This is a genomic window from Mycobacterium shimoidei (assembly GCF_900417275.1).
GTDB classification, from domain to species: Bacteria; Actinomycetota; Actinomycetes; order Mycobacteriales; family Mycobacteriaceae; genus Mycobacterium; species Mycobacterium shimoidei.
In genome coordinates, this window is the sequence record NZ_UEGW01000001.1 from 836,555 (window position 1) to 858,121 (window position 21,567).

At 65.7% G+C, this 21,567-nt stretch carries 20 protein-coding genes and 1 pseudogene; 12 read left to right on the forward strand and 9 right to left on the reverse strand.

Annotated elements, in window-relative coordinates:
* The first annotated feature begins 89 nt into the window (after positions 1 to 89).
* The 5 genes from pgfA (at position 90) to MSP7336_RS04105 (ending at position 6,068) form a co-directional block, all read left to right on the forward strand.
* On the forward strand, positions 90 to 1,340 hold the full coding sequence (pgfA, locus tag MSP7336_RS04085) for a cell envelope lipid trafficking protein PgfA (RefSeq protein ID WP_181786547.1): 1,251 nt from the start codon (positions 90 to 92) through the stop codon (positions 1,338 to 1,340).
* Between the two features lie 35 nt (positions 1,341 to 1,375).
* Positions 1,376 to 3,085 carry an MmpA family trehalose lipid delivery protein gene (locus MSP7336_RS04090; protein ID WP_113964766.1) on the forward strand — a complete coding sequence of 570 codons (1,710 nt, stop codon included), beginning with the start codon at positions 1,376 to 1,378 and terminating at the stop codon, positions 3,083 to 3,085.
* A 292-nt stretch (positions 3,086 to 3,377) separates the two neighbouring features.
* Positions 3,378 to 3,710, forward strand: coding sequence for a WXG100 family type VII secretion target (locus MSP7336_RS04095; protein WP_069397151.1), 333 nt, complete (start codon positions 3,378 to 3,380; stop codon positions 3,708 to 3,710).
* Positions 3,710 to 5,506: an alpha/beta hydrolase gene (locus tag MSP7336_RS04100; protein ID WP_113963103.1), complete on the forward strand. Its 1,797-nt coding sequence runs from the start codon at positions 3,710 to 3,712 to the stop codon at positions 5,504 to 5,506. Before MSP7336_RS04095 ends, MSP7336_RS04100 begins: the two co-directional genes overlap by 1 nt.
* Before the next feature lie 91 nt (positions 5,507 to 5,597).
* The gene (locus tag MSP7336_RS04105) at positions 5,598 to 6,068 is read left to right on the forward strand and encodes an LppA family lipoprotein (protein ID WP_084226539.1); all 471 of its coding nucleotides are present in this window, start codon (positions 5,598 to 5,600) and stop codon (positions 6,066 to 6,068) included.
* Between the two features lie 211 nt (positions 6,069 to 6,279).
* Here MSP7336_RS04105 and MSP7336_RS04110 read toward each other — a convergent pair whose 3' ends face one another.
* A complete protein-coding gene (locus tag MSP7336_RS04110; protein WP_113963104.1) occupies positions 6,280 to 7,434 on the reverse strand; it encodes a glycosyltransferase family 4 protein in 1,155 nt (384 codons plus the stop codon).
* Positions 7,435 to 7,695: 261 nt separating this feature from the next.
* Here MSP7336_RS04110 and MSP7336_RS04115 point away from each other — a divergent pair, with 261 nt between their 5' ends.
* The 3 genes from MSP7336_RS04115 (at position 7,696) to MSP7336_RS04130 (ending at position 11,035) form a co-directional block, all read left to right on the forward strand.
* A complete protein-coding gene (locus MSP7336_RS04115) occupies positions 7,696 to 8,478 on the forward strand; it encodes a class I SAM-dependent methyltransferase (RefSeq protein ID WP_069394281.1) in 783 nt (260 codons plus the stop codon).
* A gap of 116 nt (positions 8,479 to 8,594) precedes the next feature.
* Positions 8,595 to 10,064: an aldehyde dehydrogenase gene (locus tag MSP7336_RS04125; protein ID WP_069394280.1), complete on the forward strand. Its 1,470-nt coding sequence runs from the start codon at positions 8,595 to 8,597 to the stop codon at positions 10,062 to 10,064.
* Complete coding sequence (locus MSP7336_RS04130; RefSeq protein WP_069394279.1) at positions 10,064 to 11,035, forward strand: NAD(P)-binding domain-containing protein; 972 nt, start codon at positions 10,064 to 10,066, stop codon at positions 11,033 to 11,035. The genes MSP7336_RS04125 and MSP7336_RS04130 overlap by 1 nt, the downstream gene beginning before the upstream one ends.
* On the opposite strand, the gene MSP7336_RS04135 is transcribed toward MSP7336_RS04130, so the two are convergent.
* A complete protein-coding gene (locus MSP7336_RS04135) occupies positions 11,032 to 12,204 on the reverse strand; it encodes an aromatic ring-hydroxylating oxygenase subunit alpha (RefSeq protein WP_113963105.1) in 1,173 nt (390 codons plus the stop codon). The genes MSP7336_RS04130 and MSP7336_RS04135 overlap by 4 nt on opposite strands.
* Before the next feature lie 81 nt (positions 12,205 to 12,285).
* Positions 12,286 to 13,083 (reverse strand): crotonase/enoyl-CoA hydratase family protein, encoded by a 798-nt coding sequence (locus MSP7336_RS04140; protein ID WP_113963106.1) that lies wholly within the window; start codon positions 13,081 to 13,083, stop codon positions 12,286 to 12,288.
* A 182-nt stretch (positions 13,084 to 13,265) separates the two neighbouring features.
* On the opposite strand from MSP7336_RS04140, the gene MSP7336_RS23675 reads away from it, so the two are divergent.
* On the forward strand, positions 13,266 to 13,427 hold the full coding sequence (locus MSP7336_RS23675; protein WP_181787032.1) for a hypothetical protein: 162 nt from the start codon (positions 13,266 to 13,268) through the stop codon (positions 13,425 to 13,427).
* Positions 13,428 to 13,450: 23 nt separating this feature from the next.
* On the forward strand, positions 13,451 to 14,080 hold the full coding sequence (locus tag MSP7336_RS04150; protein ID WP_113963108.1) for a TetR/AcrR family transcriptional regulator: 630 nt from the start codon (positions 13,451 to 13,453) through the stop codon (positions 14,078 to 14,080).
* Between the two features lies 1 nt (position 14,081).
* Here the strand turns inward: MSP7336_RS04150 and MSP7336_RS04155 are convergent, their stop codons facing one another.
* The 6 genes from MSP7336_RS04155 to MSP7336_RS04180 form a co-directional block, all read right to left on the reverse strand.
* Positions 14,082 to 14,378, reverse strand: coding sequence for a hypothetical protein (locus tag MSP7336_RS04155; RefSeq protein WP_069394275.1), 297 nt, complete (start codon positions 14,376 to 14,378; stop codon positions 14,082 to 14,084).
* Complete coding sequence (locus MSP7336_RS04160) at positions 14,375 to 15,874, reverse strand: class I adenylate-forming enzyme family protein (RefSeq protein WP_069394274.1); 1,500 nt, start codon at positions 15,872 to 15,874, stop codon at positions 14,375 to 14,377. Before MSP7336_RS04160 ends, MSP7336_RS04155 begins: the two co-directional genes overlap by 4 nt.
* Before the next feature lie 78 nt (positions 15,875 to 15,952).
* Positions 15,953 to 16,780, reverse strand: a complete 828-nt coding sequence (locus tag MSP7336_RS04165; RefSeq protein WP_069394273.1) for an arylamine N-acetyltransferase family protein — start codon at positions 16,778 to 16,780, stop codon at positions 15,953 to 15,955.
* Between the two features lie 15 nt (positions 16,781 to 16,795).
* Positions 16,796 to 17,581 carry a crotonase/enoyl-CoA hydratase family protein gene (locus MSP7336_RS04170; RefSeq protein ID WP_069394272.1) on the reverse strand — a complete coding sequence of 262 codons (786 nt, stop codon included), beginning with the start codon at positions 17,579 to 17,581 and terminating at the stop codon, positions 16,796 to 16,798.
* A 79-nt stretch (positions 17,582 to 17,660) separates the two neighbouring features.
* The gene (locus tag MSP7336_RS04175) at positions 17,661 to 18,803 is read right to left on the reverse strand and encodes an SPFH domain-containing protein (RefSeq protein WP_113963109.1); all 1,143 of its coding nucleotides are present in this window, start codon (positions 18,801 to 18,803) and stop codon (positions 17,661 to 17,663) included.
* An 11-nt stretch (positions 18,804 to 18,814) separates the two neighbouring features.
* Positions 18,815 to 19,042, reverse strand: coding sequence for a hypothetical protein (locus MSP7336_RS04180; protein WP_084226279.1), 228 nt, complete (start codon positions 19,040 to 19,042; stop codon positions 18,815 to 18,817).
* 79 nt (positions 19,043 to 19,121) lie between these two features.
* Here MSP7336_RS04180 and MSP7336_RS04185 point away from each other — a divergent pair, with 79 nt between their 5' ends.
* Positions 19,122 to 19,925, forward strand: coding sequence for a 1-acyl-sn-glycerol-3-phosphate acyltransferase (locus tag MSP7336_RS04185; protein ID WP_069394270.1), 804 nt, complete (start codon positions 19,122 to 19,124; stop codon positions 19,923 to 19,925).
* A 26-nt stretch (positions 19,926 to 19,951) separates the two neighbouring features.
* Positions 19,952 to 21,525, forward strand: a pseudogene (fadD12, locus tag MSP7336_RS04190) (acyl-CoA ligase FadD12).
* Positions 21,526 to 21,567 lie beyond the last annotated feature (42 nt).

Here is a 21,567-nt window from a genome sequence, read left to right on the forward strand (position 1 = left end):
TGTTAGGGTCAGACGGGTTTGCTTTGCTACCGGTTGGGCCGGGTTCGGCGGCCAAGATCCTGATGGGACCAGAAGGAGGTCACGAGCACGTGAACCGAGCAGTCATGTTGCGGATCGCTGCATGCGGGATCATGGGTCTCGGGGCCGCGCTGCTGATCGCCGCGCTACTGCTGTGGACGTACACCACCAGCAGGATCGCCAAAATTCCGCTCGACGTCGACACCTCTCTGGTCAGCGAAGGCAGCGGATCGGCCGTCGACGCCGGCTCGTTGTCCAGCGATCGCATCGTCGTCAACAAGAACGTGCCGCTGGTGTCCCAGAAGCAGGTCAGCGTCGAATCACCGGCCAATGCTGACGTCGTCACCCTGCAGGTCGGCAGCTCGGTGCGGCGCACCGACATGCAAAAGGACAGTGGGCTGCTGCTGGCGATCGTCGACACCGTGACGCTCAACCGCAAAACCGCGATGGCCGTCTCCGACGACACCCATCCCGGTGGCGCCGTGCAAAAGCCGCGCACCATCAACGACGACAGCCCGCCCACCAACATCGCGCTGCCGCACGACGGGTTGTCCTACCGCTTCCCTTTCCACACCGAAAAGCAAACTTATCCGTATTTCGACCCGATCGCGCAAAAGGCTTTTGACGCCAATTACGTCGGCGAAGAAGACGTCAACGGCTTGACCACGTACAAGTTCACCCAAAACGTCGGCTATGACAACGACGGCAAGTTGTCCGACCCGGTGAAATACCCCTCGCTGTACGCCCATGACGAGGACAGCAAAGCCACCGAGACCGCCGGAAGGTGGGGACTGGAAGGCGATCCCGACGAGAAGATCACCCTGACCCGTTACTACGCGGCGCAGCGGACCTTCTGGGTGGACCCGGAGTCGGGCACCATCGTCAAAGAAGAAGAGCACGCCAATCATTACTTCGCCCGCGACCCGCTGAAGCCCGAGGTTACGCTGGCCGACTACAAGGTGACCTCCACCGAAGAGACGATCGAAGAGCAGGTGAACGCCGCGCGTGACGAGCGCGACCGGTTGGCGCTGTGGTCGCGGGTGCTGCCGATCACCTTCACCGCGGCCGGTTTGATCGCTTTGCTCAGTGGGGTGCTGTTGGGATCGTTCAGCCTGCGCACCGAGGCGGCGGTGCTCGGCCCCGGCGACACCGCCGATCACGGCATCTTCGGTGGCCGCGAGCCGCCGACAGAGCCGGTGCCCGGTGCCGAAGCGAAAACCGAGAAATTGCCCACCCCGCCGCCCAACCTCGGCACGGATACCGGTCCGCCGCAAGCTGGTCCACCCGAATCAGGTCCGCCTGAGTCGGGGCCGTCCGTCTAGTTCGCCCAGCTGTGGCCGGCCCAGGCCGCCGGGTGCTGCGGTGGTCCCGCCCGGGGTACGCGCTGCTGCTGGCGGTGTTGGTGGTGGCGCCGCTGCTGCGCCCCGGCTATCTGCTGCTGCGCGACGCGGTGTCCACACCGCGCTCCTATCTGTCCGATAGCGCGCTGGGTCTATCGGAATCGGCGCCGCGGGCGACACCGCAAGACTTCGCCGTGGCGCTGGCCTCTCATGTCATCGACGGTGGCGTCGTGGTGAAAACACTGCTGGTAGTTGGTCTTTGGCTGGCGGGCTGGGGTGCGACGCGGTTAGCCGCCCTCGTGGTGCCGGAAGCCGGGGCGGGTGGCCAGTTCGTCGCGACCACGGTGGCGATCTGGAATCCGTATGTCGCTGAACGGTTGCTGCAGGGGCATTGGAGCCTGCTGGTCGGATACGGCTGTCTGCCGTGGGTGGCGACGACGATGCTGTCATTGCGGTCGGCATGGTGTTGGCGGCGGCTTTTCGCGTTGGCATTCTGGATCGCGTTGGCCGGCCTGACGCCCAGCGGCCTGCTGCTGGCGGCGACGGTGGCGCTGGCCTGCGCGCTGTGGCCTCGCCCGCGCTGGCTGTGCGCCGCCGCCGCGCTGGGATGCGCGGTCCTGTCCGCGCTGCCGTGGCTGGTCGCCGCGGCGCTGGGCTCGTCGCTGACCGCCCAGAACTGGGCTCAGGCGCCGGCGATCGCCGCGTTCGCCGCCCGCGCCGAGCCCGAACTGGGCACGCTGGGCAGCCTGGCCGGGCTGGGCGGCATCTGGAATGCCGACGCGGTACCGCCATCCCGGACAACGCTTTTCGCGCTCGTTGGCACGGTGGTGCTGCTCGGCATCGTGGTAGCTGGGCTGGCCACCGCGCTGCGGCGCCCGATGGCCAGGCCACTGCTGGTGCTGGCGGCGGTGTCGATTGTGGTGCCGGCGTTGCTGGCCACCGGGGTGGGTCAGTCGGTGCTGCACAGTGTGCTCGACGCGGTACCGGGACTGGGCATCGTCCGCGACGCGCAGAAGTGGGTGGCGCTGGCGATGCCCGGTTATGTGCTGGCGGGCGCGAGCGCGGTGCCGGCGCTGCGGCGTTGGTTGCGCCCGGTGGCCGCGGCGCTGATCTGCTGCGCCGCAGTGATGCTCACGCTGCCGGATTTGGCCTGGGGTGTCTGGGGAAAGGTCCATCCGGTGCACTATCCGAGCGATTGGCCGGCGGTCGCGGCGGCGATCAACCAACGCCCGGCGACCGTGGCGGTTCTGCCCGCGGGGACCATGCGCCGCTTTTGGTGGTCGGGAGAACAGCCGGTGCTGGATCCGCTGCCGCGCTGGCTGCGCGCCGACGTGCTGACCACCGGCGACCTCACCGTTTCCGGGGTGACCGTTCCGGGCGAAGGCGCGCATGGTCGTGCCGTGCAGCGGTTGCTGCTGTCGGGAGCAGATGCCCGCGCGCTGGCCGATGCCGGGGTTGGCTGGCTGGTGGTCGAGCGCGGCACGCCCGGCGAGTTTGATTCTGCTGCAAAGACTCTCACGAGACTTCCGGTTGTGCACCACGGCACCGATCTCATTCTCTATCGCGTCGGCGGGCAAGGCGGCACCGCCGCTGCCGGTCATCGGCGCAGCGTGCTGGTCGCGCATCTGGTGTGGCTGGCGATGCTCGTCGGCGCTGCGGCGGGGGCGGTGGTCGCCGGTTGGAGTCGACGTACCGGTGAGAATGTGCGCACCGGCACCGATCGTTGACGAGGGTTCTCATCACTAGATGTGGGACACCTTGCGATTTATGAGGGGCCCAAGTGGATCCGCAAGCGCATCACCGCCCCGGATTGATTGCGCCACCGCGACAACCTGTTCGAGTTTGAGCGCTTCGCGCAAGCGTCCACGTCGATATGGAACAAACAGAGCAGCCAAAGTGCCGGTCACAATTCGCACACTTCGCAGTGGTCGGCCATGCCTGTCGTTATTGCTATCACTGGCGCCGCTGAACGCATTGAGCCGACCAATTTTGTGCATCGTCGCTGCTTTAGGTGCAGTTATGCTGTCCTGGGCAAACAAAGGAAGGTGCAGCGTGCCTGAACCGTTGAAAGTTGATCCGCTTGATCTGCACGTATCGGCCGATCACATGAGTGTGCATCACGCCGATCTGCGGGCGGCCCACGCCGAGGCGGATAGCGACATTGAAGCCGCGCAAACCGGTTGGGTCGGTGCCTCTGCTGCCGCGCTGCAAGCCAAACTCGCTGAATGGCAATCCACGACCGAGCAGCTATGCGACAGCATCGCCGGTCACGAGCAGACCTTTCGGGCGGCCAGGAACCGGTACCAGGCGGTCGATGGCCATAGCGCGGACATTATCAACGACCAACTCTGATGACGGTCAGCCTCGCCGATGTTGACCGTTGGGACGTGGGGTGTCTTCGCCAGGTGTCGACCGCCTTGGGCAAACGCGGCGCCAGTGCTCATGAGGTCAAGACCGGCCTGAGCCGGTTGCCCCTTATTGCCAGCTGGCAGGGCAGCAGCGGGGACGCCGCGCGGGCGTCGCTGGACAAGCTGAGCACCCATCTTGCGGCGCACGCCGATGAGATGCAGGCCGTCGGCGCGGCGATCGGCAAATCTGCCGATGAAATCCAAAGCGTTAAAGACACCTTGAGCGGTATCGACCGCGACGCTGACGCGTGGGGGTTCAAGATCGACCGGGCCACCGGGACCGTCACCCCCGGTGACTCGCTGGACATGGACCACCCCACCAACCAACAGCATCAGGCCGAACTGGAAACGCGGATCACAAAAGTGCTCGCCGACGCCAACACTGCCGACGCGGATCTGGCCCGCGCAATCAGTACGGCCGGCCACGACGCGACCGGACCATTCGAGGACCGTCCCGATGTGCGGGCGGTTTTGTCGGGACCGCTTCCGGACGATCCCACTCAATTCCATGACTTGTGGGACAAACTCAGCAAGGAAGAAAAGGACTGGCTGTATAGCCGAAACCACAACATCGGCAACCACCCTGGGATGCCGTGCGACCCGCCGGACCATCTGGGCTACGACCACTACAATCGGCTCAACCTCGCTGACCAGTTGGGCCGCGCTAAGGTTGCTGCCGCGCAAGCCGATGCGCTGAGAAACCAGCACCCCGACTGGGCGCAGGGCAAAAACATTCCACACCCGAACGAGCCGGGCGCGATTTTCGCCGATCGGCAAGCCTATGAGGCCTGGCAACGCCAATACGACGCCGCCCAAAACGGTGCAAGATGCCTTCCCGACCTGCAAGCAGTCGACAAAGCCATCAAAGCTAGCCCCGATCGCAAACTAATGCTGCTGGACACTGAAAGCGGGCGCCAGGTGCACGCAGCGATTGCGGTCGGCAACCCCGACACCGCCACCCACGTCTCGGTCACCACACCCGGCCTCAACACCACCGTGCACGGGGGCATCAACACCATGGCGGATGAAGCAGCGCACGCTCGAGCTGAAGCCGGCAAGCAGCTTGACTTGGCGGGTCGAGGCGACGAGTCTGTCGCGACAATTGCCTGGATCGGCTATGACACACCGCAGGTCCCAGGCTGGGATCACCTCGGCGCATCGGCCGCGGGCGTATGGGATGTCAGCCACGACGACCTGGCCCGTGCTGGGGCGCACGACTTGGCCCGCTTCTATGACGGGTTGGCAGCCACCCATCAGGGTGCGCCAGCGCATCTGACCGCGATCGGGCATTCATATGGCTCATTAACGACCGGGCTAGCCCTTCAAGAGCCTGGAGACCACGGGGTCAGCGACGCCCTTTTCTATGGCTCGCCCGGCATCGAAGCCTCCACGCCAGCCCAGCTGCACCTGCAACCTGGCCACGTTTATGCCATGGAAGCCCCCGACGATCCCATCCAAAAGGTGTATGACGTCAGGGCCATCGCCCAGGGCATCCCGATTCTCGGGTCCTACGCGGACGCTGAATTCGGCAACTTCGGTCCCAACCCGGCCACCAACCCCAACTTCATTCACCTGGCCACTGGTCCTACCACTGTGCCCGACGGCCGCAACTTGGAAGGTGTGAGCGGCCCGCACGCACACAGCCAATATCCCCAGCAAGGCGAAAACCACCAGCCCCGGACCAGCGGATACAACATCGCGGCGGTCATCGCCGGGCTCACGCCGATTAGCGGAAACTAATTACTAACCGATGAAAAAACATCCCCGCCGCGTCCCCAGCCTTCTACAGGCTGCGATTGTCCTCATCGCACTTGTTATAACAGGATGTCACATGAAAAACCCTTATCAGCCAACAGATCCTGCCGAAGCCGCCAACGCGACTGCCAGACTAAAAATGATGCCGTCGCTAGAGGAGACAGAGGCGCAACTCAAGGAAACCATCGAGCAAATCGGCGCGAAAGCTTCATCGCTTGTACCGTCGCTAGTATGGACATGGCATCGCGAGCCTAGCCGTGCAGGCTGTACCCCCCCCTACGAGCAGTCCGACGGTCAACTGGTGCTCATGCCGAACTATGTATCCGACATCCCCATTCCCGAAAACAGTTGGAAACCTGTGTTTGAGATCGCACGCGATGCTGCCGCCAAGCTTGGCGCTAACAGCATCCAGGTATTTCGTGATTCCCCCGACAATCATGATGTCGAATTCTTCAATGAGACGGGCACATCCATAAGATTGGGAACGCAGAAGGCTGCGCTGATTTCGGGTAGTACCGGCTGCCGATTACCTCGCGACAAGAAGTGACGCGACCGCAGTCTGCCTTGGGTTCCGCCGAAAACTGGGTGCTTCATCGACACCATTCTCACTGCGGCACTTACCCTCGTTCACCGGGCATCAAGGCGCTGATGTACGCAAGATTCATTGCTCTATCAATGTCCATTAACGAGAGGATTGCTGGCCAGGTACTCTCGTCCGTTCAGTCCCGATCCTGCGCGCTAGCGTACGAGTTCCGGAACTACACCACGCCGCTGATCCGGTCGCCGGCCAGCACCGATTCCAAAACGGTACGCATCGCGTCGGCGCTTTGCGGCCAAGAGAATTCAGCACTGCGTGCCTGCGCCTTGCCGCCGAGTTGATCGCGCAGCACCGGATCACACAGCAGTTGCTCGAGCCGATCCACCAGCTCGGTCAGGTCGTCGACCAGGATGCCGGTCACCCCGTCGATGATCGAGTCGGCCAGCCCGCCCGACGAGCGGTAGCCGACGGTGGGCACCGCGTGCTGCGCCGCCTCGATCACCGCCAGACCCCAGCCTTCTTTGCGCGACGGCAATAGGTGCACCCAAGACTGTTGCATCACATGGTGCTTGGCGACATCGTCGATGTGTCCGTGGAAGGTCACCGCGTCGCTGATGCCCAGCCGCAGGGCATGGTCGACCAGCCGCTGATGCCACCAGCCGCCGCCGACGATGTCCAGATGCACACCTGGCATCCGTGGCCGCAGCACGGCGACGGCGTCCAATGCGTCCTCGATCTGCTTGTGCGGCACCAGCCTCGACAGCACCACCACACGCGGTGTGGGCGAGCGCGGCCCACGCAGCGACGCTGCGGGAGCCTCGTCAAGGCCGTTGCGTACCACGGCGATTCGCTCGTTAGCCACGCCGAGTGCGACCAGGTCGCGGGCCGACGGCAACGACACCGTCACGTACTGATTGCGCCGGTGCAGCCGCGGCGACAGCCACGACTCGATGAACCACCCCACTCGGCCCATGATCGGGCCGGCCACTGGCCACTGCTCGCGGTGGCAGTGGTGTACCAGCAGCGCTACTCGCCGCCCGTAGAGCAGCCGCGCCAAAAACGGCAACCCGTTCTGGGTATCAATCACGACATCGGGGCGCGCCCCGCGCAGCGGGCCCAGCCCCAGCCTGGCCGCCGCCATCGCCAACAGCGCCCACACATACACCGAATACCGGCCGCCGGCGCGGCTGACCCGAACTCCGTCGATCACTTCGCGACGGGCCGCACCGGGATAACGGGCGGTGCGCAACGTGACCGCGATGCCCGATGCGGCCAGTTGCGCGCCGATGCGCTGCAGATAAGTCTCGCTGCCGCCCCCTTGGGGGTGGCCGGTGTCACGCCAGCACAGCAGCAGGACGGAGCGCAGAGCGGACATCGCGGTCCAGCCTAGCCGGGCGACGATGCAGCGCCCGCAGGGCGATGAGAAGGAGCCCGGCCAAAAGACCCAGCCGGGCGACGATGCAGCGCCCGCAGGGCGATGAGAAGGAGCCCGGCCAAAAGACCCAGCCGGGCGACGATGCAGCGCCCGCAGGCGATGAGAAGGAGCCCGGCCAAAAGACCCAGCCGGGCGACGATGCAGCGCCCGCAGGCGATGAGAAGGAGCCCGGCCGGAGGGCCCAGCCGTAGGGTTTAAGCGATGGCCGTGACCGATGTGTTCGCCCGGCGGGCGACGCTGTCCCGCTCGGTGCGGCTGCTCACGGAGTTTCGCTACGAGCAAACCCGGCCCGCCCGGTTCTACGGGATGCTGGCCGCCGACACCGCGGCGATGATCTGCGATTTGTGGCAGGCCGTCCATGGCCGTCCACCGGCCGGTCAGACGCTGCTCGACGTCGGCGGCGGGCCCGGGTATTTCGCGACGGCGTTCACCGACGTCGGGGTTCGCTACATCGGAGTCGAACCCGATCCCGACGAGCTGCACGCGGTTGGGCCCGCCCCGGCCCGGCCCGGTGGCGGCGCATTCATCCGGGCCTCCGGGATGGCGCTGCCGATCGCCGACGCCTCGGTCGACATCTGCCTGTCATCCAACGTCGCCGAGCATGTTCCGCGGCCGTGGCAACTGGGCGCCGAGATGCTGCGGGTGACCCGGCCGGGCGGGTTGGCGGTGTTGTCGTACACCGTGTGGCTGGGGCCGTTCGGCGGACATGAGCTGGGGCTCACCCACTACCTGGGCGGAGCCCGCGCCGCCGCGCGCTATGCCCGCAGGCATGGCCACCCGGCGAAGAACAACTACGGTTCGTCGTTGTTCGCGGTTTCCGCGGCCGATGGTCTGGACTGGGCGGCCAGCACCGGTGCACTCATCGCCGCATTCCCGCGTTACCACCCTCGATGGGCCTGGTGGCTGACGTCGATCCCGATCCTGCGCGAGTTCCTGGTGAGCAATCTGGTGCTGGTGCTGCAACCGCGGGCGTCACTTGACTGAAACGTGTTCTCGTTTTGCCGCCAGCTGGGTAGGGTGGCGGCCATGACCGCCGGCGGCGATGCCGTGGGAGCACCGCCCGCCTGCGGGAACCGGAGCGATGAGGAGGAGCGGCTGCCATGAGCGACATCAAGACCGAATACGACAAGCTGTTCATCGGCGGGAAGTGGACTGAACCGTCGACCTCCGAAGTCATCGAGGTGCACTGCCCGGCCACCGGGGAGTACGTCGGCAAGGTGCCACTGGCCGGGGCAGCCGACGTCGACGCCGCGGTCGCCGCGGCCCGCGCAGCGTTCGACAGCGGCCCCTGGCCGACCACGCCACCCAAACAGCGCGCGGCCCTGCTCGCCGACGCACTGAAGTTGATGGAGCAGCGCAAGGACCTGTTCACCGAGCTCCTGGCGAGCGAGACCGGTCAACCGCCGACCACCATCGAAACGATGCACTGGATGAGCTCGATCGGGGCGCTGAACTTCTTCGCCGGCCCCGCCGTCGAGCAGGTCAAGTGGAGAGACATCCGCAACGGCGGCTACGGGCAAAGCATCGTGTATCGCGAGCCCGTCGGCGTGGTGGGTGCGATCGTCGCCTGGAACGTGCCGCTGTTCTTGGCTGTCAACAAGCTGGGCCCGGCACTGCTGGCCGGCTGCACGGTCGTGCTGAAGCCGGCCGCCGAAACACCGCTGACCGCAAACGCTTTGGCGGAAGTATTCGCCGAAGTCGGCCTGCCCGAGGGTGTGCTGTCGATAGTGCCCGGCGGAGTCGAGACCGGACAGGCGCTGACGTCCAACCGCGACATCGACCTTTTCACCTTCACCGGCAGTTCCAGCGTCGGCAAGGAGATCGGCCGACGCGCCGCAGAGATGCTAAAGCCGTGCACCTTGGAGCTCGGCGGCAAATCAGCGGCCATCGTGCTCGATGACGTCGACCTGGCGTCGGCCGTCCCGATGTTGGTGTTCTCCGGGATCATGAACACCGGGCAGGCCTGCGTGGCCCAGACTCGCATTCTGGCTCCACGCTCGCGGTACGACGAGATCGTCGACGCGGTAAGCAACTTCGTGAAGGCACTGCCGGTCGGGCCGCCGTCGGACCCGGCCGCCCAGATCGGGTCGCTGATCAGCGAGAAGCAGCGCGCCCGGGTCGAGGGCTACATCGCCAAGGGCGTCGAGGAGGGCGCCCGGCTGGTGTGCGGCGGCGGACGACCCGATGGTCTGGACAACGGCTTCTTTGTGCAACCCACGGTGTTCGCCGACGTCGACAACAAGATGACGATCGCCCAGGAGGAAATCTTCGGGCCGGTGCTTTCCATCATCCCCTACGACACCGAGGAAGACGCAATCAAGATCGCCAACGACTCGGTGTACGGTCTGGCGGGCAGTGTGTGGACCACCAATGTGCCACGGGGCATTGAGATCTCGGAGCAGATCCGCACCGGCACCTACGCCATCAACTGGTACGCCTTCGACCCGTGCTGTCCGTTCGGCGGCTACAAGAACTCCGGCATCGGCCGGGAGAACGGTCCGGAGGGCGTCGAGCACTTCACCCAGCAGAAGAGCGTGCTGATGCCGATGGGCCACACCATCGACAGCTGATGACGAAGATCTACTACGAGTCCGACGCTGACCTGTCGGCGCTGGACGGACAGCGGGTTGCCGTCGTCGGGTACGGCAACCAGGGCCGCTCGTGGGCGCTGAATCTGCGTGATTCGGGTCTCGCGGTGGAGGTCTTCACCCGTGCCGACGACTCCCGGGACCATGCCGAGGCCGAGGGTTTCGCCGCGCATGAGATCGAGGCGGCCGGCGAGTGCGACGTGATCTGCACGCTGGTTCCCGACGACGTCATCCCCGGACTGCCGATCACGCCCAAACCCGATGCGCTGTGGGTGCTGGCCTCGGGTTACGTCGCGGCGTTCGACCGGATCGACCCCGACTGCGACGTCGGCATGGTCGCCCCCCGGATGCTCGGTCGCGAGGTCCGCGAGTGCTACACCGAAGGCGTCGGTTTCATCACCGCGCTTGGAATCCACAAGGACAACACCGGGACGGCGTTGGCGCGCACGCTGGGCATCGGACACGCTGTCGGGGGCTTGCGGCAAGGTGCCATCGAGATGACACCGCGCCAAGAGGCCGTCCTGGACCTCGCGGTGGAGCAGGTGTTAGCACCGGCGTTGGGCCGGGTCTCGAGGAGCTTCGTCGAGCTGATGTCGCAGGCCGGCATCCCGATTGAGGCGATCATGACCGAGCTCATGCTCTCGGGTGAGGTCGAGCGCAACTACCGCCTGCTGCGGCTGGAAGGTTATGCCGGACAGATGCGCTACCACTCGCCGACCAGCCAGTACGGTCAGATGTCGCGAGCGGGTCGCTACGACGGCCTCGACATCCCCGCGGTGATGCGCGAGCTGCTGGCCGACATCGAGTCAGGGAAGTTCGCCGACGAGTGGGACGCCGAACGCGACGCGGGCTATCCGAACCTGCAGCGCCTGCGGACAGAGAGGCTCAACCCGGAGATCGTCGCTTTCGAAAAGGATCTGCGCGCCCGTCTCGGCGAAGGGGTACGGCGTTAATTGGTCAACAGCGCGAGCCGTTGATCTAACGTGCTGTGGAAGTGGCCGATGGCGCTTTCGTGCCGTCCGAACTCCACGAACTCATTCGCGCCGGCCTGCAAGCCGAGCTGCACGCCCAGCGACATTTCGTTGTCCTCCACCACGCCTCGGTCGAGCGGGGTGGGCCCCGACGGTGCGCCGTCGTGTTGTTCGGCCGCGTTCTCGGGCGTGGTGACGGTGTAGGTAGTGATTCTGGAGTGGTCGATGTCGATCGGATCGACGACGATCACAAATGTCCGATCCGGAAAGGTCGCCAACATCACGTTCGGAAACAGCTGATAAACGAATGTCACGCGTCGCCCGATCGTCCACGTCGACTCCGGCCGATCACGGAGCCGTTCAATGTTGCGGTACGGGAACGTGATTCGGCTGTTCGAGCCGAACATTTCCACGACGTTGAGGTCGTCATACTGCAACGGGAAGAATGTCTCGTGGTGCGTTGAGCGGATGTGGTAACCCTCCAGGAACTGCTCGACAAGCACCTTCCAATTGATCGCCAGCACCACCGACGCCTCGGCGACGAGGCGGTTGGCCGGCACCAGCTTGTCGCGCCACGCACTGCCTTCGGTCAGCGCTGTCATCGCATCCTGCGCATGCGCTTGCAACGCCGCGTCGGGGTTCAGGGCACCGATCACGATGAGGCCATCGGCCTCCGTGCTGGTGACTTCGACAAGGCCCCGGGTGGCGGGGTCCAGACCCGGGAATGCGTCTGCGTGCGGGACGTGGGCCAGTGAGCCGTCGAGACGATAAGTCCAGCCGTGGTAACGACACACCAACGCATGAGCGCAACCCGTGCCCGCAACGAGAGCCATCCCGCGATGACGACACGCATTGCGGAAAACCCGTGCCCGCCGATCGCGCCCCCGCACCGCGAACAGTGGCGTACTGAAGCAGACACGTTCGACGTGGTCGCCCGGGTTCGGGATGGCCGCCGAGGGAATGAACACGCTGGGAAACGAGCGCAGCATACGCAGCTCGTCCGCGAATCGTTTTGGGTCAAGGTAATTTTGGACTGGTTCTCGCCATACCTCGCCTTCATCGGTCGTCCCCGCGTCGATGTGAGCGAGGAGGCGGCGCACGATCTGCACGTCGTCTGCCACCGGTGAGGTGACTCCAGCGCTCGTGGTCATGGCCAAGCCTCCTACCGGACGGGGTATGTCCTTGCCGGCGACTGTAATCCCAAAAACCCTGTGCAGCGATGTTTGGCGAAGCTAGCGGCCTTCAAAGCGTGCCTGGCGCCGCTCGACGAACGACTGCACGCCTTCGGCGGCGTCGGCGGTGCCGAACAACGCGGTCATTTCGGGTCGCAGCCGCTCGATCGCGGCCGCTTCGCCTTGGTGGAGCGCAAGGTGCGCCGATCGCAGGGTGGCCTGCACGCCCAGCGGCGCAGCGCGATCGGCGATGGTGTGCGCGATCTCGCGCGCCCGGGCCAGGGCAGCGGTCGCATCGGGGGCTACTTCCTGGACCAGACCGATGCGGTGTGCCTCCGCGGCGTCGAACTCGTCGCCGGTGAGCAGCCAGCGCATCGCGTTGCCCCACCCGCCGTCGCGGGTCAGCCGGATGGTCGCGCCGCCGAACGGATAGATGCCGCGCTGCACTTCCAGTTGCGCAAACCGGGTGCCCGCCGCGGCAACGCGAATGTCCGCGGCCAGCAGCAGCTCGATGCCCAGCGTCATGCACCAACCATGCGCGGCGGCCACCAGCGGCGTGGTCCACGGCCCGTCGAGGCGCCACGGGTCGCGTCCGTCGTCGGGGATGGGCGATTCGCCGCCGGCGATGGCCGGTGCGACGTCGACCAGGTCCAAGCCGCCGGTGAAGTGGTCGCCGTGGGCGAACAGCACACCTGCGCGTGCGGTCGCGTCGGACTCGAGCACCGCGTAGGCGCGAGCCAGGTCGGCGAGCATCGCTCGGTTGAACGCGTTGCGCTTTTCTGGCCGGTTGAGCCCGATCAGCAGCACGTGGCCATCCCGCTCGAGCGACACCGTTGTTAAGGTCGAGTCGTCGGTCATCGCGCAAGTCAACCGCAGGCGTAAGTTCTATGCAATAAGACATAAAAATTTGCGCCCACGTCATCACTTACGGCCATTCGACCTGCGATTTCACGGTCTGAAGCAGCTCGTCTTAGCCAAATTTGCTAGAAACCCTATGTTGTTCTATGCTTTTCTGCATAATCATGGGCTGCATCACGCGCATGAGGCAGGAGAACATCATGTGGGTCCTCGAGCTGAACTTCGCCCGTCACCGCTTCACCCGTGAACTTCCCAACCTGCCCCACCCCCCGCTGCGGTCGGTACGCTTCCGCCCGCGCGGCATGCACTGGCGCATTCCGCAGTGGCGGCACGACGCCGCCTGAGGGAAGTCACCGGGGGAGCCAGCATGTCCATTGCCACAGCCACCAAACACACCAAGCGCGGCGGAACACGCACCAAGATGCTGGTCGCCGCGGCCGAGGTGATGCGCGAGCGCGGCGCAGCCGGGGTGACCATCGATGAGGTTCTCAGCCGCAGCGGCGCCCCCCGCGGGTCGGTGTACTACCACTTCCCCGAAGGGCGCAATCAGATCCTGACCGAAGCCCTGCGGTTTGCCGGCGATGCGATCACCGCCGACATCAACGACGCCGCCGAGCGGGGCGCGATGGCGCTGTTGCGGCGGTTCGTCGCGTTCTGGGAGGGCCTGCTGGCCGAAAGCGACTTCAGTGCAGGCTGCCCCGTGGTGGCTGCGGCAATCGGCTGTCCCGGTGACGAACTCGGGCTCACTGCCGAGGCCGGTCAGATCTTTGCGGGCTGGCGCACAGCGCTGGCACGCGCGTTCGTCGCCGAAGGGCTACCCGAGCCGGATGCGGATTCGCTCGCGGTGATGTCGATCGCCGCACTGGAAGGCGCCGTGGTGCTCTGCCGGTCGACTCACAGCACCGACCCGCTACGCAAGGTCGCCGACCAACTCGAATTCCTGGTCAAGGCAAGGGAATTCGTCCACCGCGACGGAGTCCCCGGCCACCGGTCATGATTCAGTCGCTGGCCGGCAGCGGCTTGGCCTCTTTGAGGCTCAGCGCGGTCTGACCGATCGTCAGGGTTCCCGCGCCGGCTTTCGTCACCAGCACCTCCGCGCCCGTCTCGTCGACGTAACGCTTGCCCATCACATTGCCGTCGGCGAACGCCGGATCCAGCTCGCCGGAACGCTCACCGCCCAGCGGCACCATCGGCGCGCCGCCGCAGCGCAGGTCGTCGAGGCTGTCAGCACTGCGGACGACGATGACCTGGGTGTCGCACACCTGGCTGGCCAAACGGGTCCCGTTCTTGATCATGATTTCGATCCTAAAGTTTCTAGATCTTCAATGATTTCACGACGAAGCACTTTGCCTGTCGCGTTAGTGGGCAGCTCGTCGCGGAACACCACCCGGTCGGGGGTACGAGACCCCCGCAAGCTTTTGCGGACATGCTCACGCAGTTCATCAGGGTCCGGCGCGACGCCGGGGGCGGGCACGACCACCGCCACGATCGCCTGGCCCCATTGCGGATCGTCGACGCCGACGACGGCGACGTCGCGCACGTGCGGGTGTTCGATCAGCACATCCTCCAGCTCGGCCGGCGCGATGTTTTCACCGCCGCGGATGATGGTGTCGTCGCTGCGCCCGCTGATGAACAGGTAGCCGCCTTCGTCGAGCGTGGCGAGGTCCTTGGTGCAGAACCAGCCCTGCTCGTCGAGCACCGAGCCGATCCCGGCGTAGCGCCCGGAAACCTGCTCGCCGCGGACGAACAGCTCACCGGTCTCCCCCGCCGGTAGCACGGCACCGGTCTCGTCGCGGATCTGCACCTCGATCCCCTCCACCGGCTGACCGACCGATCCCAGCCGCCTGGCGATCGCGGGATCCGACGCCGCCTGTGCCGCCCGATGGTCGTCGGGGGTCAGCACGGCGATCGTCGAACTGGTTTCGGTCAGGCCATAGGCGTTGACGAAGCCCACGTTGGGCAGCAGCTCCAGTGCACGGCGCACCAGCGGCAAGCTCACCTTCGATCCGCCGTAGGCCAGGTTGCGCAGCGACGGCAGCTCATGGTGGCCGCTTTCCAGTACGGTGACGATCCGGTCCAGCATGGTCGGCACCACCGTTGCGGTGGTGACATGCTCGGCATTGATCAGCCGCACCCACTCCTCGGCGTCAAAGACCGGTAGGTACACCATCTTTCGGCCCGCATACAGATTCGACAGCGCCGCGCTGACCCCGGCGATGTGGTAGGGCGGCACGCAGATCAGCGCCGCATCCGTGGGCTCGGCCGACTCGAACTCCACCGTTCCCGTCACGTAGCTGGTCAGGTTGTTGTGCGAGAGCTCGACCGCCTTGGGCACCGACGTGGTACCGGAGGTGAACAGCACGATCGCCGTCGACTCGGGGTCGGGAAACTCCGCCGCCGGTTCTGCACCACGAGCCTGGGCCAAGAAATCCTCGGAATCCACCACCCGCCCATGTGAGTCTCCGAGCATTTCGCGGTAACGGCCGTCGGCAATCACCAGCGGTTCGGGCAGCCGCTGAATCAGCGCCTGGATGCCCTCGGCGGACAGCCGGTAGTTGATCGGCGTAAACGCCCGGCCCGCACGCGCCGAGGCGAAGATCAGCAGCGGCAACATCGCCCCGCCGACGCCCACGTAGACCACGTGCGCGGCATCCGAAGCCGCAATCACCCCGGCACCGCCGTCGGCAAGGTCGCTGAGCTGCTGGGTGGTCAAGCGAACGTCGTTCGAGACCACCGCCGTCCGCTCGGGGTTGCTCGACACCGCCATCTCGAGGAGTAACGAAATACTCAAAGCTCAGTCCTTGAACGTTCTAGGTGTCGGCCCGTTACAGATGTCACCGAAAGTGTCATGCCAGTTTAGATGATGCAACTATTGCTCTGCGGCGAGCACCTCGGCCACGCGGGCTTCGACATCGCCGAGGCCGGACAGGTCGATTCCGAACCGATTCGCCAACGCGTCGACCACCTCAGCGGCCGTTTCGAACCGGATGCGCTCAGTTCTGCCGTCCGAATGGATCGCCAGCTTGCGGCCACTCAGGTTCCATCGCGCATCGTCGGTAACGAGCGCGGCGACCAGCCCGTTGACGAAGGGCGACTCGGGATAGGTCGACGCGTACCAGCTACCCACCTTGAGGTCGATCAACGGCCGCGGCTCGGTGGTGAACGTGTACAGCGGTTGCCAGACCTCACGGACCAGCGCCTCCACCACATACCCGCCGCCGTGGTTGCGCAGCCGGTACGGCTCATGGCGCGTCGGCTGGCTCGGCCCGGCCACCAGTCGCAGCGGCGACGAGGGGGTCTGCCCGCCGAATCCGACGTCGACCAGGAATGCGTCCTCGATGCCGGGGATGCGCACGGCCAGCGCCTGGTGATCCTGCGCGGTGGGTGGTCCGTCCACCCCGGCGGCGCTCATCCACACCACCCTTGCCGCCAGTGAATCAACCTCAAAACCCAAGTGCTCCAATACATATCGCATCAGGTTGTTGTGCTCGAAGCAGTAGCCGCCCCGGTGCCGGTGGATCAGCTTGTCGGTCAGACCGTCCGGGCTGAGGTCGGTTATCGGCACACCGAGCAGCGGATCGAGATTCTCGAACGGAATGCAGCGGCCGTGGTTGGCCACCAGTCCGCTGAGCGTCTCCAGCGTGGGTTCGGTTGGCCCGGTGTAGTCGATGCGGGCGAGAAACGCGGCGAGGTCCATGCCGGCAGTGGCGGCTCAGGTCCCGGTCCACTTCGGCGGCCGCTTCTCGGCGAACGCGATCGCACCCTCTTTGGCATCGTTGGAGGCGAACACCGGCATCAGGATCTTGGCCTGCTCGGCGAACATGGTGTCCGGGCTCCAGCCCTGGGACTCCACGATGATCCGCTTGGTGGCAGCCACCGCCAGCGGGCCGTTGGCGGTGATCTTCTCGGCCAGCTCGATCGCCGCGTCCAGCGCCTTGCCGGGTTCGGTCAGCACATTGACCAGGCCCAATGCGTGCGCGCGCTCGGCCGGCAGGTTCTCCCCGGTCAGCGCCAGCTCCATGGCGATCGCATACGGGATACGTCGCGGCAGCCGCAGCAGCCCGCCGCCGCCGGCGACCAGTCCGCGTTTCACCTCGGGGATCCCAAACGCCGCGTCCCTCGACGCCACGATCAGGTCGGTAGCCAACGCCAGCTCGGTCCCGCCGGCCAACGCGTAGCCTTCCACGGCGGCGATCAGCGGCTTGGCCGGCGGCCGCTCGGTAAAGCCCAGCCCGCGGCCCTCGGCGACGACGTTCTCGCCGCGCGCGAACGCCTTCAGATCCATGCCGGCGCAGAAGGAGCCGCCCGCCCCGGTCAGGATCGCCACCGACAGGCCGGCATCGCCGTCCAGCCGGTCCATCGCAGCGGCCAGGCCATTACTGACCGCGGCGTTGACGGCGTTCTTGGCCTTGGGGCGGTTGATCGTGATGATCAGGATCCGGTCGCGCTGTTCGACGAGGACTTCGGGTTCGGGGTTGCTGTCGGTGTCGGTGCTCACGGCGGTGTGACGCTCCTTCTTTTCCGGTGACGGTCCGCAGCGATGGTATCCACCGGCCGATGCGCGCCCAGTTACGCGGTCAGTTCACCGGCGGAGCCGGGTTGGCCTGCAGCTCGCCCTGGCCGTTCTCGTCGGGGTTGTTGGTCGAGCCTAGGTTCTCCTTCAGCGTGCCCAGGATCGACAGCCCCTGCGCGACGACACCGCTGACCATCTCACTGATCCCCTCCGGACCGTTGAGCACGGTCAGCCGCGCTCCTGCGAGTCCCTTCGCGGCTTCGGACACCAGTAGCGGAAGCTGTTCGATCAGTTGCTGATCCAACGCGATCCGGTTATTGGACGCCGCCGCTTCGGCCGCGATCCTGGTGCGGTCGGCGTCGGCCTGGGCCATGATCCGCACCCGCTCCGCCTCGGCCTCAGCGGGTTTGACCACCTCTGCCTGCAACTCCTGCTCGCGCAAATCGGCTCGCTTTTGTGCAAGTCGGCGCTGCTCTTCCATCACCTCTTGCTGGGCTCGTGCCTGAGCCAGCGGAGCCGCCTGTGCCGCTTCGGCATTCGCACGGTCGATGTCCTTCTTGTACTCCGCCTGCGTGATCTCGGTCTCTCGCTGATACTTCGCTTGTTCGCGCAGCGACGCCTGCTCTGCTTCGGCCGCCGCCTGACGGGCCTGCGCTTGGGCGATCTGTGCGTCACGCTGCACGGCGGCGTTGTGCGGTGCGGCGAGCGCGGCGATATAGCCGAGGTTCCCGTCGTCAATCGACTGGATCTGGAACGAATCCACAAGCAGCCCAATGTTTCCCATCTCGATCTTGGATGCCGTCAACACCTCGTCGGCGAGCTTCTGCCGTTCCCGGATGATCTCCTCGACCGTCATCGAGCCGACGATCGAGCGCAGATGTCCGGAGAAGATCCGGCCGGTCAGCGTCGACATCTCCTGTTCTTGCTCAGACAAGAACCGTTGCGCCGCATTGACAATCGACGCGGTGTCGTTGGCCACCTTGAACGCGATCACCGCCCGGACGTCCAGCAGAATGCCCTGCCCGGTGACGCAGCGCTCCTCGATCTCGGCCTCGTACATGGCCAGCGACAAGAAGCTGACCCGGCGGAAGAACGGCATCACCCACTTGCCGTGGCCGATCACCACCCGGAATGGCTCGTCTCCCCGCGACCGGGCCCCGCTGATCAACATCGCCTCGTCCGGCTCGGGAACGTGGTAACCAAGCATGCGATTTCCTCTCAGAGTTTTGGCGTCGTCGGCTCCGCCGGCCAGAGCACCACGTCCACTTGCCGACCCGGACGAACACTGACAATGAGTACGGTCTCATCTTTGGCGATCGGTTCGTCGGCAAATGCAATATAGGTCTCGGTAGCACCGCGCACGGCCACGAGAATTTCGCCGGGCTGGCCGCTGCCGCGAATCGGGCTCAGCGTCGTCGCGGTCATCCCCAGCACGTCGTCGCGCACGCTGCGATCCTATTAATTTTCGGCGAACCGCATTGAGCTACCATCACAACCAAATCCGCGCCCAATTTCAGGGGGACCGGTGACTGCAACCGAAGAACCGACCGAGACCTCGAAATGGGATCCCGGCCTCACCGAACGGGTAATCGGCTGGCTGCGCCCGCTGATCAAGGGCTATCACCGAGCGGAGGTGCGCGGACTGGACACCTTCCCGCCGGGCGGGGCGCTGGTGGTGTCCAACCACTCCGGTGGGTTGTTCCCGATGGATGTCCCGGTCTTCGCCACCGGCTTCTACGAGAAGTTCGGCTACGACCGTCCGGTCTACACGCTGAGCCATGACGTGATGTTCACCGGCCCGATCGCCGAATTCTTCGTCCGCACCGGCTTCATCCGCGCCAACCACGAGAACGCCGACGCCGCGCTGCGATCCGGCGGCGTGGTGGTGGTGTTCCCGGGCGGCGACTACGACGTGTACCGGCCGACGCTGGCCGAGAACAAGATCGACTTCGACGGTCGCACCGGATATGTGCGGGCAGCGCTGAACGCCGGGGTGCCAATCGTGCCGGCGGTCGCCATCGGCGGCCAGGAAAGCCAGCTCTATTTGTCCCGCGGTACATGGCTGGCCCGGGCGCTGCAGTTGGACAAGTTGATGCGGGTGAAGATCCTGCCGATCTCGGTGGGCTTTCCGTTCGGGCTGTCGGTGGTGGTGCCACCCAACGTGCCGCTGCCGACCAAGATCGTCATGCAGGTGCTCGAGCCGATCGATGTGGCCGGCCAGTTCGGCGAGGATCCCGACATCGACGAGGTCGACGCCCATGTGCGCTACGTCATGCAGAAAGCGCTCGACAAGCTGGCCCGTGAGCGCCGACTGCCGATAATCGGCTAGTGGAGCTTTTCGGTCTGCTGAAAGCGATGGTCCGCGCCGGGATCATCGCGCCACTGCGGCCGGATAAGTATCTGCGCGTCACCGCCGCCGCACGCCGCGAACGCCTCTCGGTCACAAGCGGTTTCGCGATGTCAGCCCGACGCTGTCCCGATCGGGTGGCGTTGATCGACGAGTTGGGAACACTGACCTACCGCGAGCTCGACCGCCGCGGTGACGCGTTGGCGGCCGGCTTGCAGGGGTTGCCCGGCGGCGCCCCGCAGGTCGTCGCCATCATGTGCCGCAACCACCGCGGCTTCGTTGAGGCGCTGGTGGCCGCCAACCGGATCGGCGCCGACGTGTTGCTGCTCAACACCTCCTTCGCCGGGCCGGCGCTGGCCGAGGTGGTCAACCGCGAGCGCGCCGACGTGGTGATCTACGACGAGGAATTCACCGATTCGGTGGACCGTGCGCTGGCCGATCGGCCGGACACCGTCCGCATCGTCGCCTGGACCGAGCAGCCGCACGAGCGCACCGTCGAAAACCTGATTGCCGCGCATGCCGGCCAGCGTCCCGGCAAGCCGCAGCGCAACGGCAAAATGATCCTGCTGACGTCGGGCACCACCGGAAACCCGAAGGGCGCCAAGCATTCCGGTGGTGGAGCCACCGAACTCAAAGCGATGCTGGATCGGGTGCCGTGGCACACCGAGGAGACCATCGTAGTGGTCGCGCCGATGTTTCACGCGCGTGGGGTTTCTCGCAGTTCATCTTCGCCGCGTCGCTGGCCTGCACGGTGGTGACCCGACGCAAGTTCGACCCGGAAGCGACCCTCGATCTCGTCGACCGCCACCAGGCCACCGGCTTGTGCGTGGTGCCGGTGATGTTCGACCGGATCATGGACTTGCCCGACGAGGTACGCCGCCGCTACAGCTGCCGGTCGTTGCGGTTCGCCACCGCGTCGGGTTCACGGATGCGTCCGGACGTGGTCACGCGGTTCATGGACGAATTCGGCGACGTGATCTACAACAACTACAACGCCACCGAGGCCGGCATGATCGCCACCGCCACGCCCGCGGATCTGCGAGCCGCACCCGACACCGCCGGAAAGCCCGCGGTCGGAACCGAAATCCGGATTCTTGACAGCGAATTCCGCGAAGTCCCGACCGGCGAGGTCGGCCAGATTTTCGTGCGTAACTCCAACCGCTTCGACGGCTACACCTCCGGCAGCACCAAGGACTTTCACCAGGGTTTCATGGCGTCCGGCGATGTCGGCCGCCTCGACGACGCCGGGCGGCTTTACGTGGTGGGCCGTGACGACGAGATGATCGTCTCCGGCGGGGAAAACGTCTATCCGATCGAGGTGGAAAAGACGCTGATGGCCCACCCCGACGTCGCCGAGGCCGCGGTGCTCGGCGTCGACGACGAGCAGTACGGCCAGCGACTGGCTGCGTTCGTCGTACTGGCCGACGGCTCGACGGTCGGCGCGGACGCTTTGAAGCAACATGTGCGCGAGAACCTGGCCAATTACAAGGTGCCGCGCGAGGTCGTCGTGCTCGATGAGCTGCCGCGCAGCAGTACCGGCAAGATCGTCCGACGCGACCTGCTCGATCGGCTATCCGGCTGATCGCCGAACGTGGGCCTTATGTACGCGAAACCCGGGTTTGGC

Coding starts and splice junctions, on each gene's coding strand:
- MSP7336_RS04095 (WP_069397151.1), top strand. CDS start 3,378: ATGCTGTCCTGGGCAAACAAAGGAAGGTGCAGCGTGCCTGAACCGTTG.
- MSP7336_RS04100 (WP_113963103.1), top strand. CDS start 3,710: ATGACGGTCAGCCTCGCCGATGTTGACCGTTGGGACGTGGGGTGTCTT.
- MSP7336_RS04105 (WP_084226539.1), top strand. CDS start 5,598: ATGAAAAACCCTTATCAGCCAACAGATCCTGCCGAAGCCGCCAACGCG.
- MSP7336_RS04110 (WP_113963104.1), bottom strand. CDS start 7,434: ATGTCCGCTCTGCGCTCCGTCCTGCTGCTGTGCTGGCGTGACACCGGC.
- MSP7336_RS04115 (WP_069394281.1), top strand. CDS start 7,696: ATGGCCGTGACCGATGTGTTCGCCCGGCGGGCGACGCTGTCCCGCTCG.
- MSP7336_RS04125 (WP_069394280.1), top strand. CDS start 8,595: ATGAGCGACATCAAGACCGAATACGACAAGCTGTTCATCGGCGGGAAG.
- MSP7336_RS04130 (WP_069394279.1), top strand. CDS start 10,064: ATGACGAAGATCTACTACGAGTCCGACGCTGACCTGTCGGCGCTGGAC.
- MSP7336_RS04135 (WP_113963105.1), bottom strand. CDS start 12,204: ATGACCACGAGCGCTGGAGTCACCTCACCGGTGGCAGACGACGTGCAG.
- MSP7336_RS04140 (WP_113963106.1), bottom strand. CDS start 13,083: ATGACCGACGACTCGACCTTAACAACGGTGTCGCTCGAGCGGGATGGC.
- MSP7336_RS23675 (WP_181787032.1), top strand. CDS start 13,266: ATGAGGCAGGAGAACATCATGTGGGTCCTCGAGCTGAACTTCGCCCGT.
- MSP7336_RS04150 (WP_113963108.1), top strand. CDS start 13,451: ATGTCCATTGCCACAGCCACCAAACACACCAAGCGCGGCGGAACACGC.
- MSP7336_RS04155 (WP_069394275.1), bottom strand. CDS start 14,378: ATGATCAAGAACGGGACCCGTTTGGCCAGCCAGGTGTGCGACACCCAG.
- MSP7336_RS04165 (WP_069394273.1), bottom strand. CDS start 16,780: ATGGACCTCGCCGCGTTTCTCGCCCGCATCGACTACACCGGGCCAACC.
- MSP7336_RS04175 (WP_113963109.1), bottom strand. CDS start 18,803: ATGCTTGGTTACCACGTTCCCGAGCCGGACGAGGCGATGTTGATCAGC.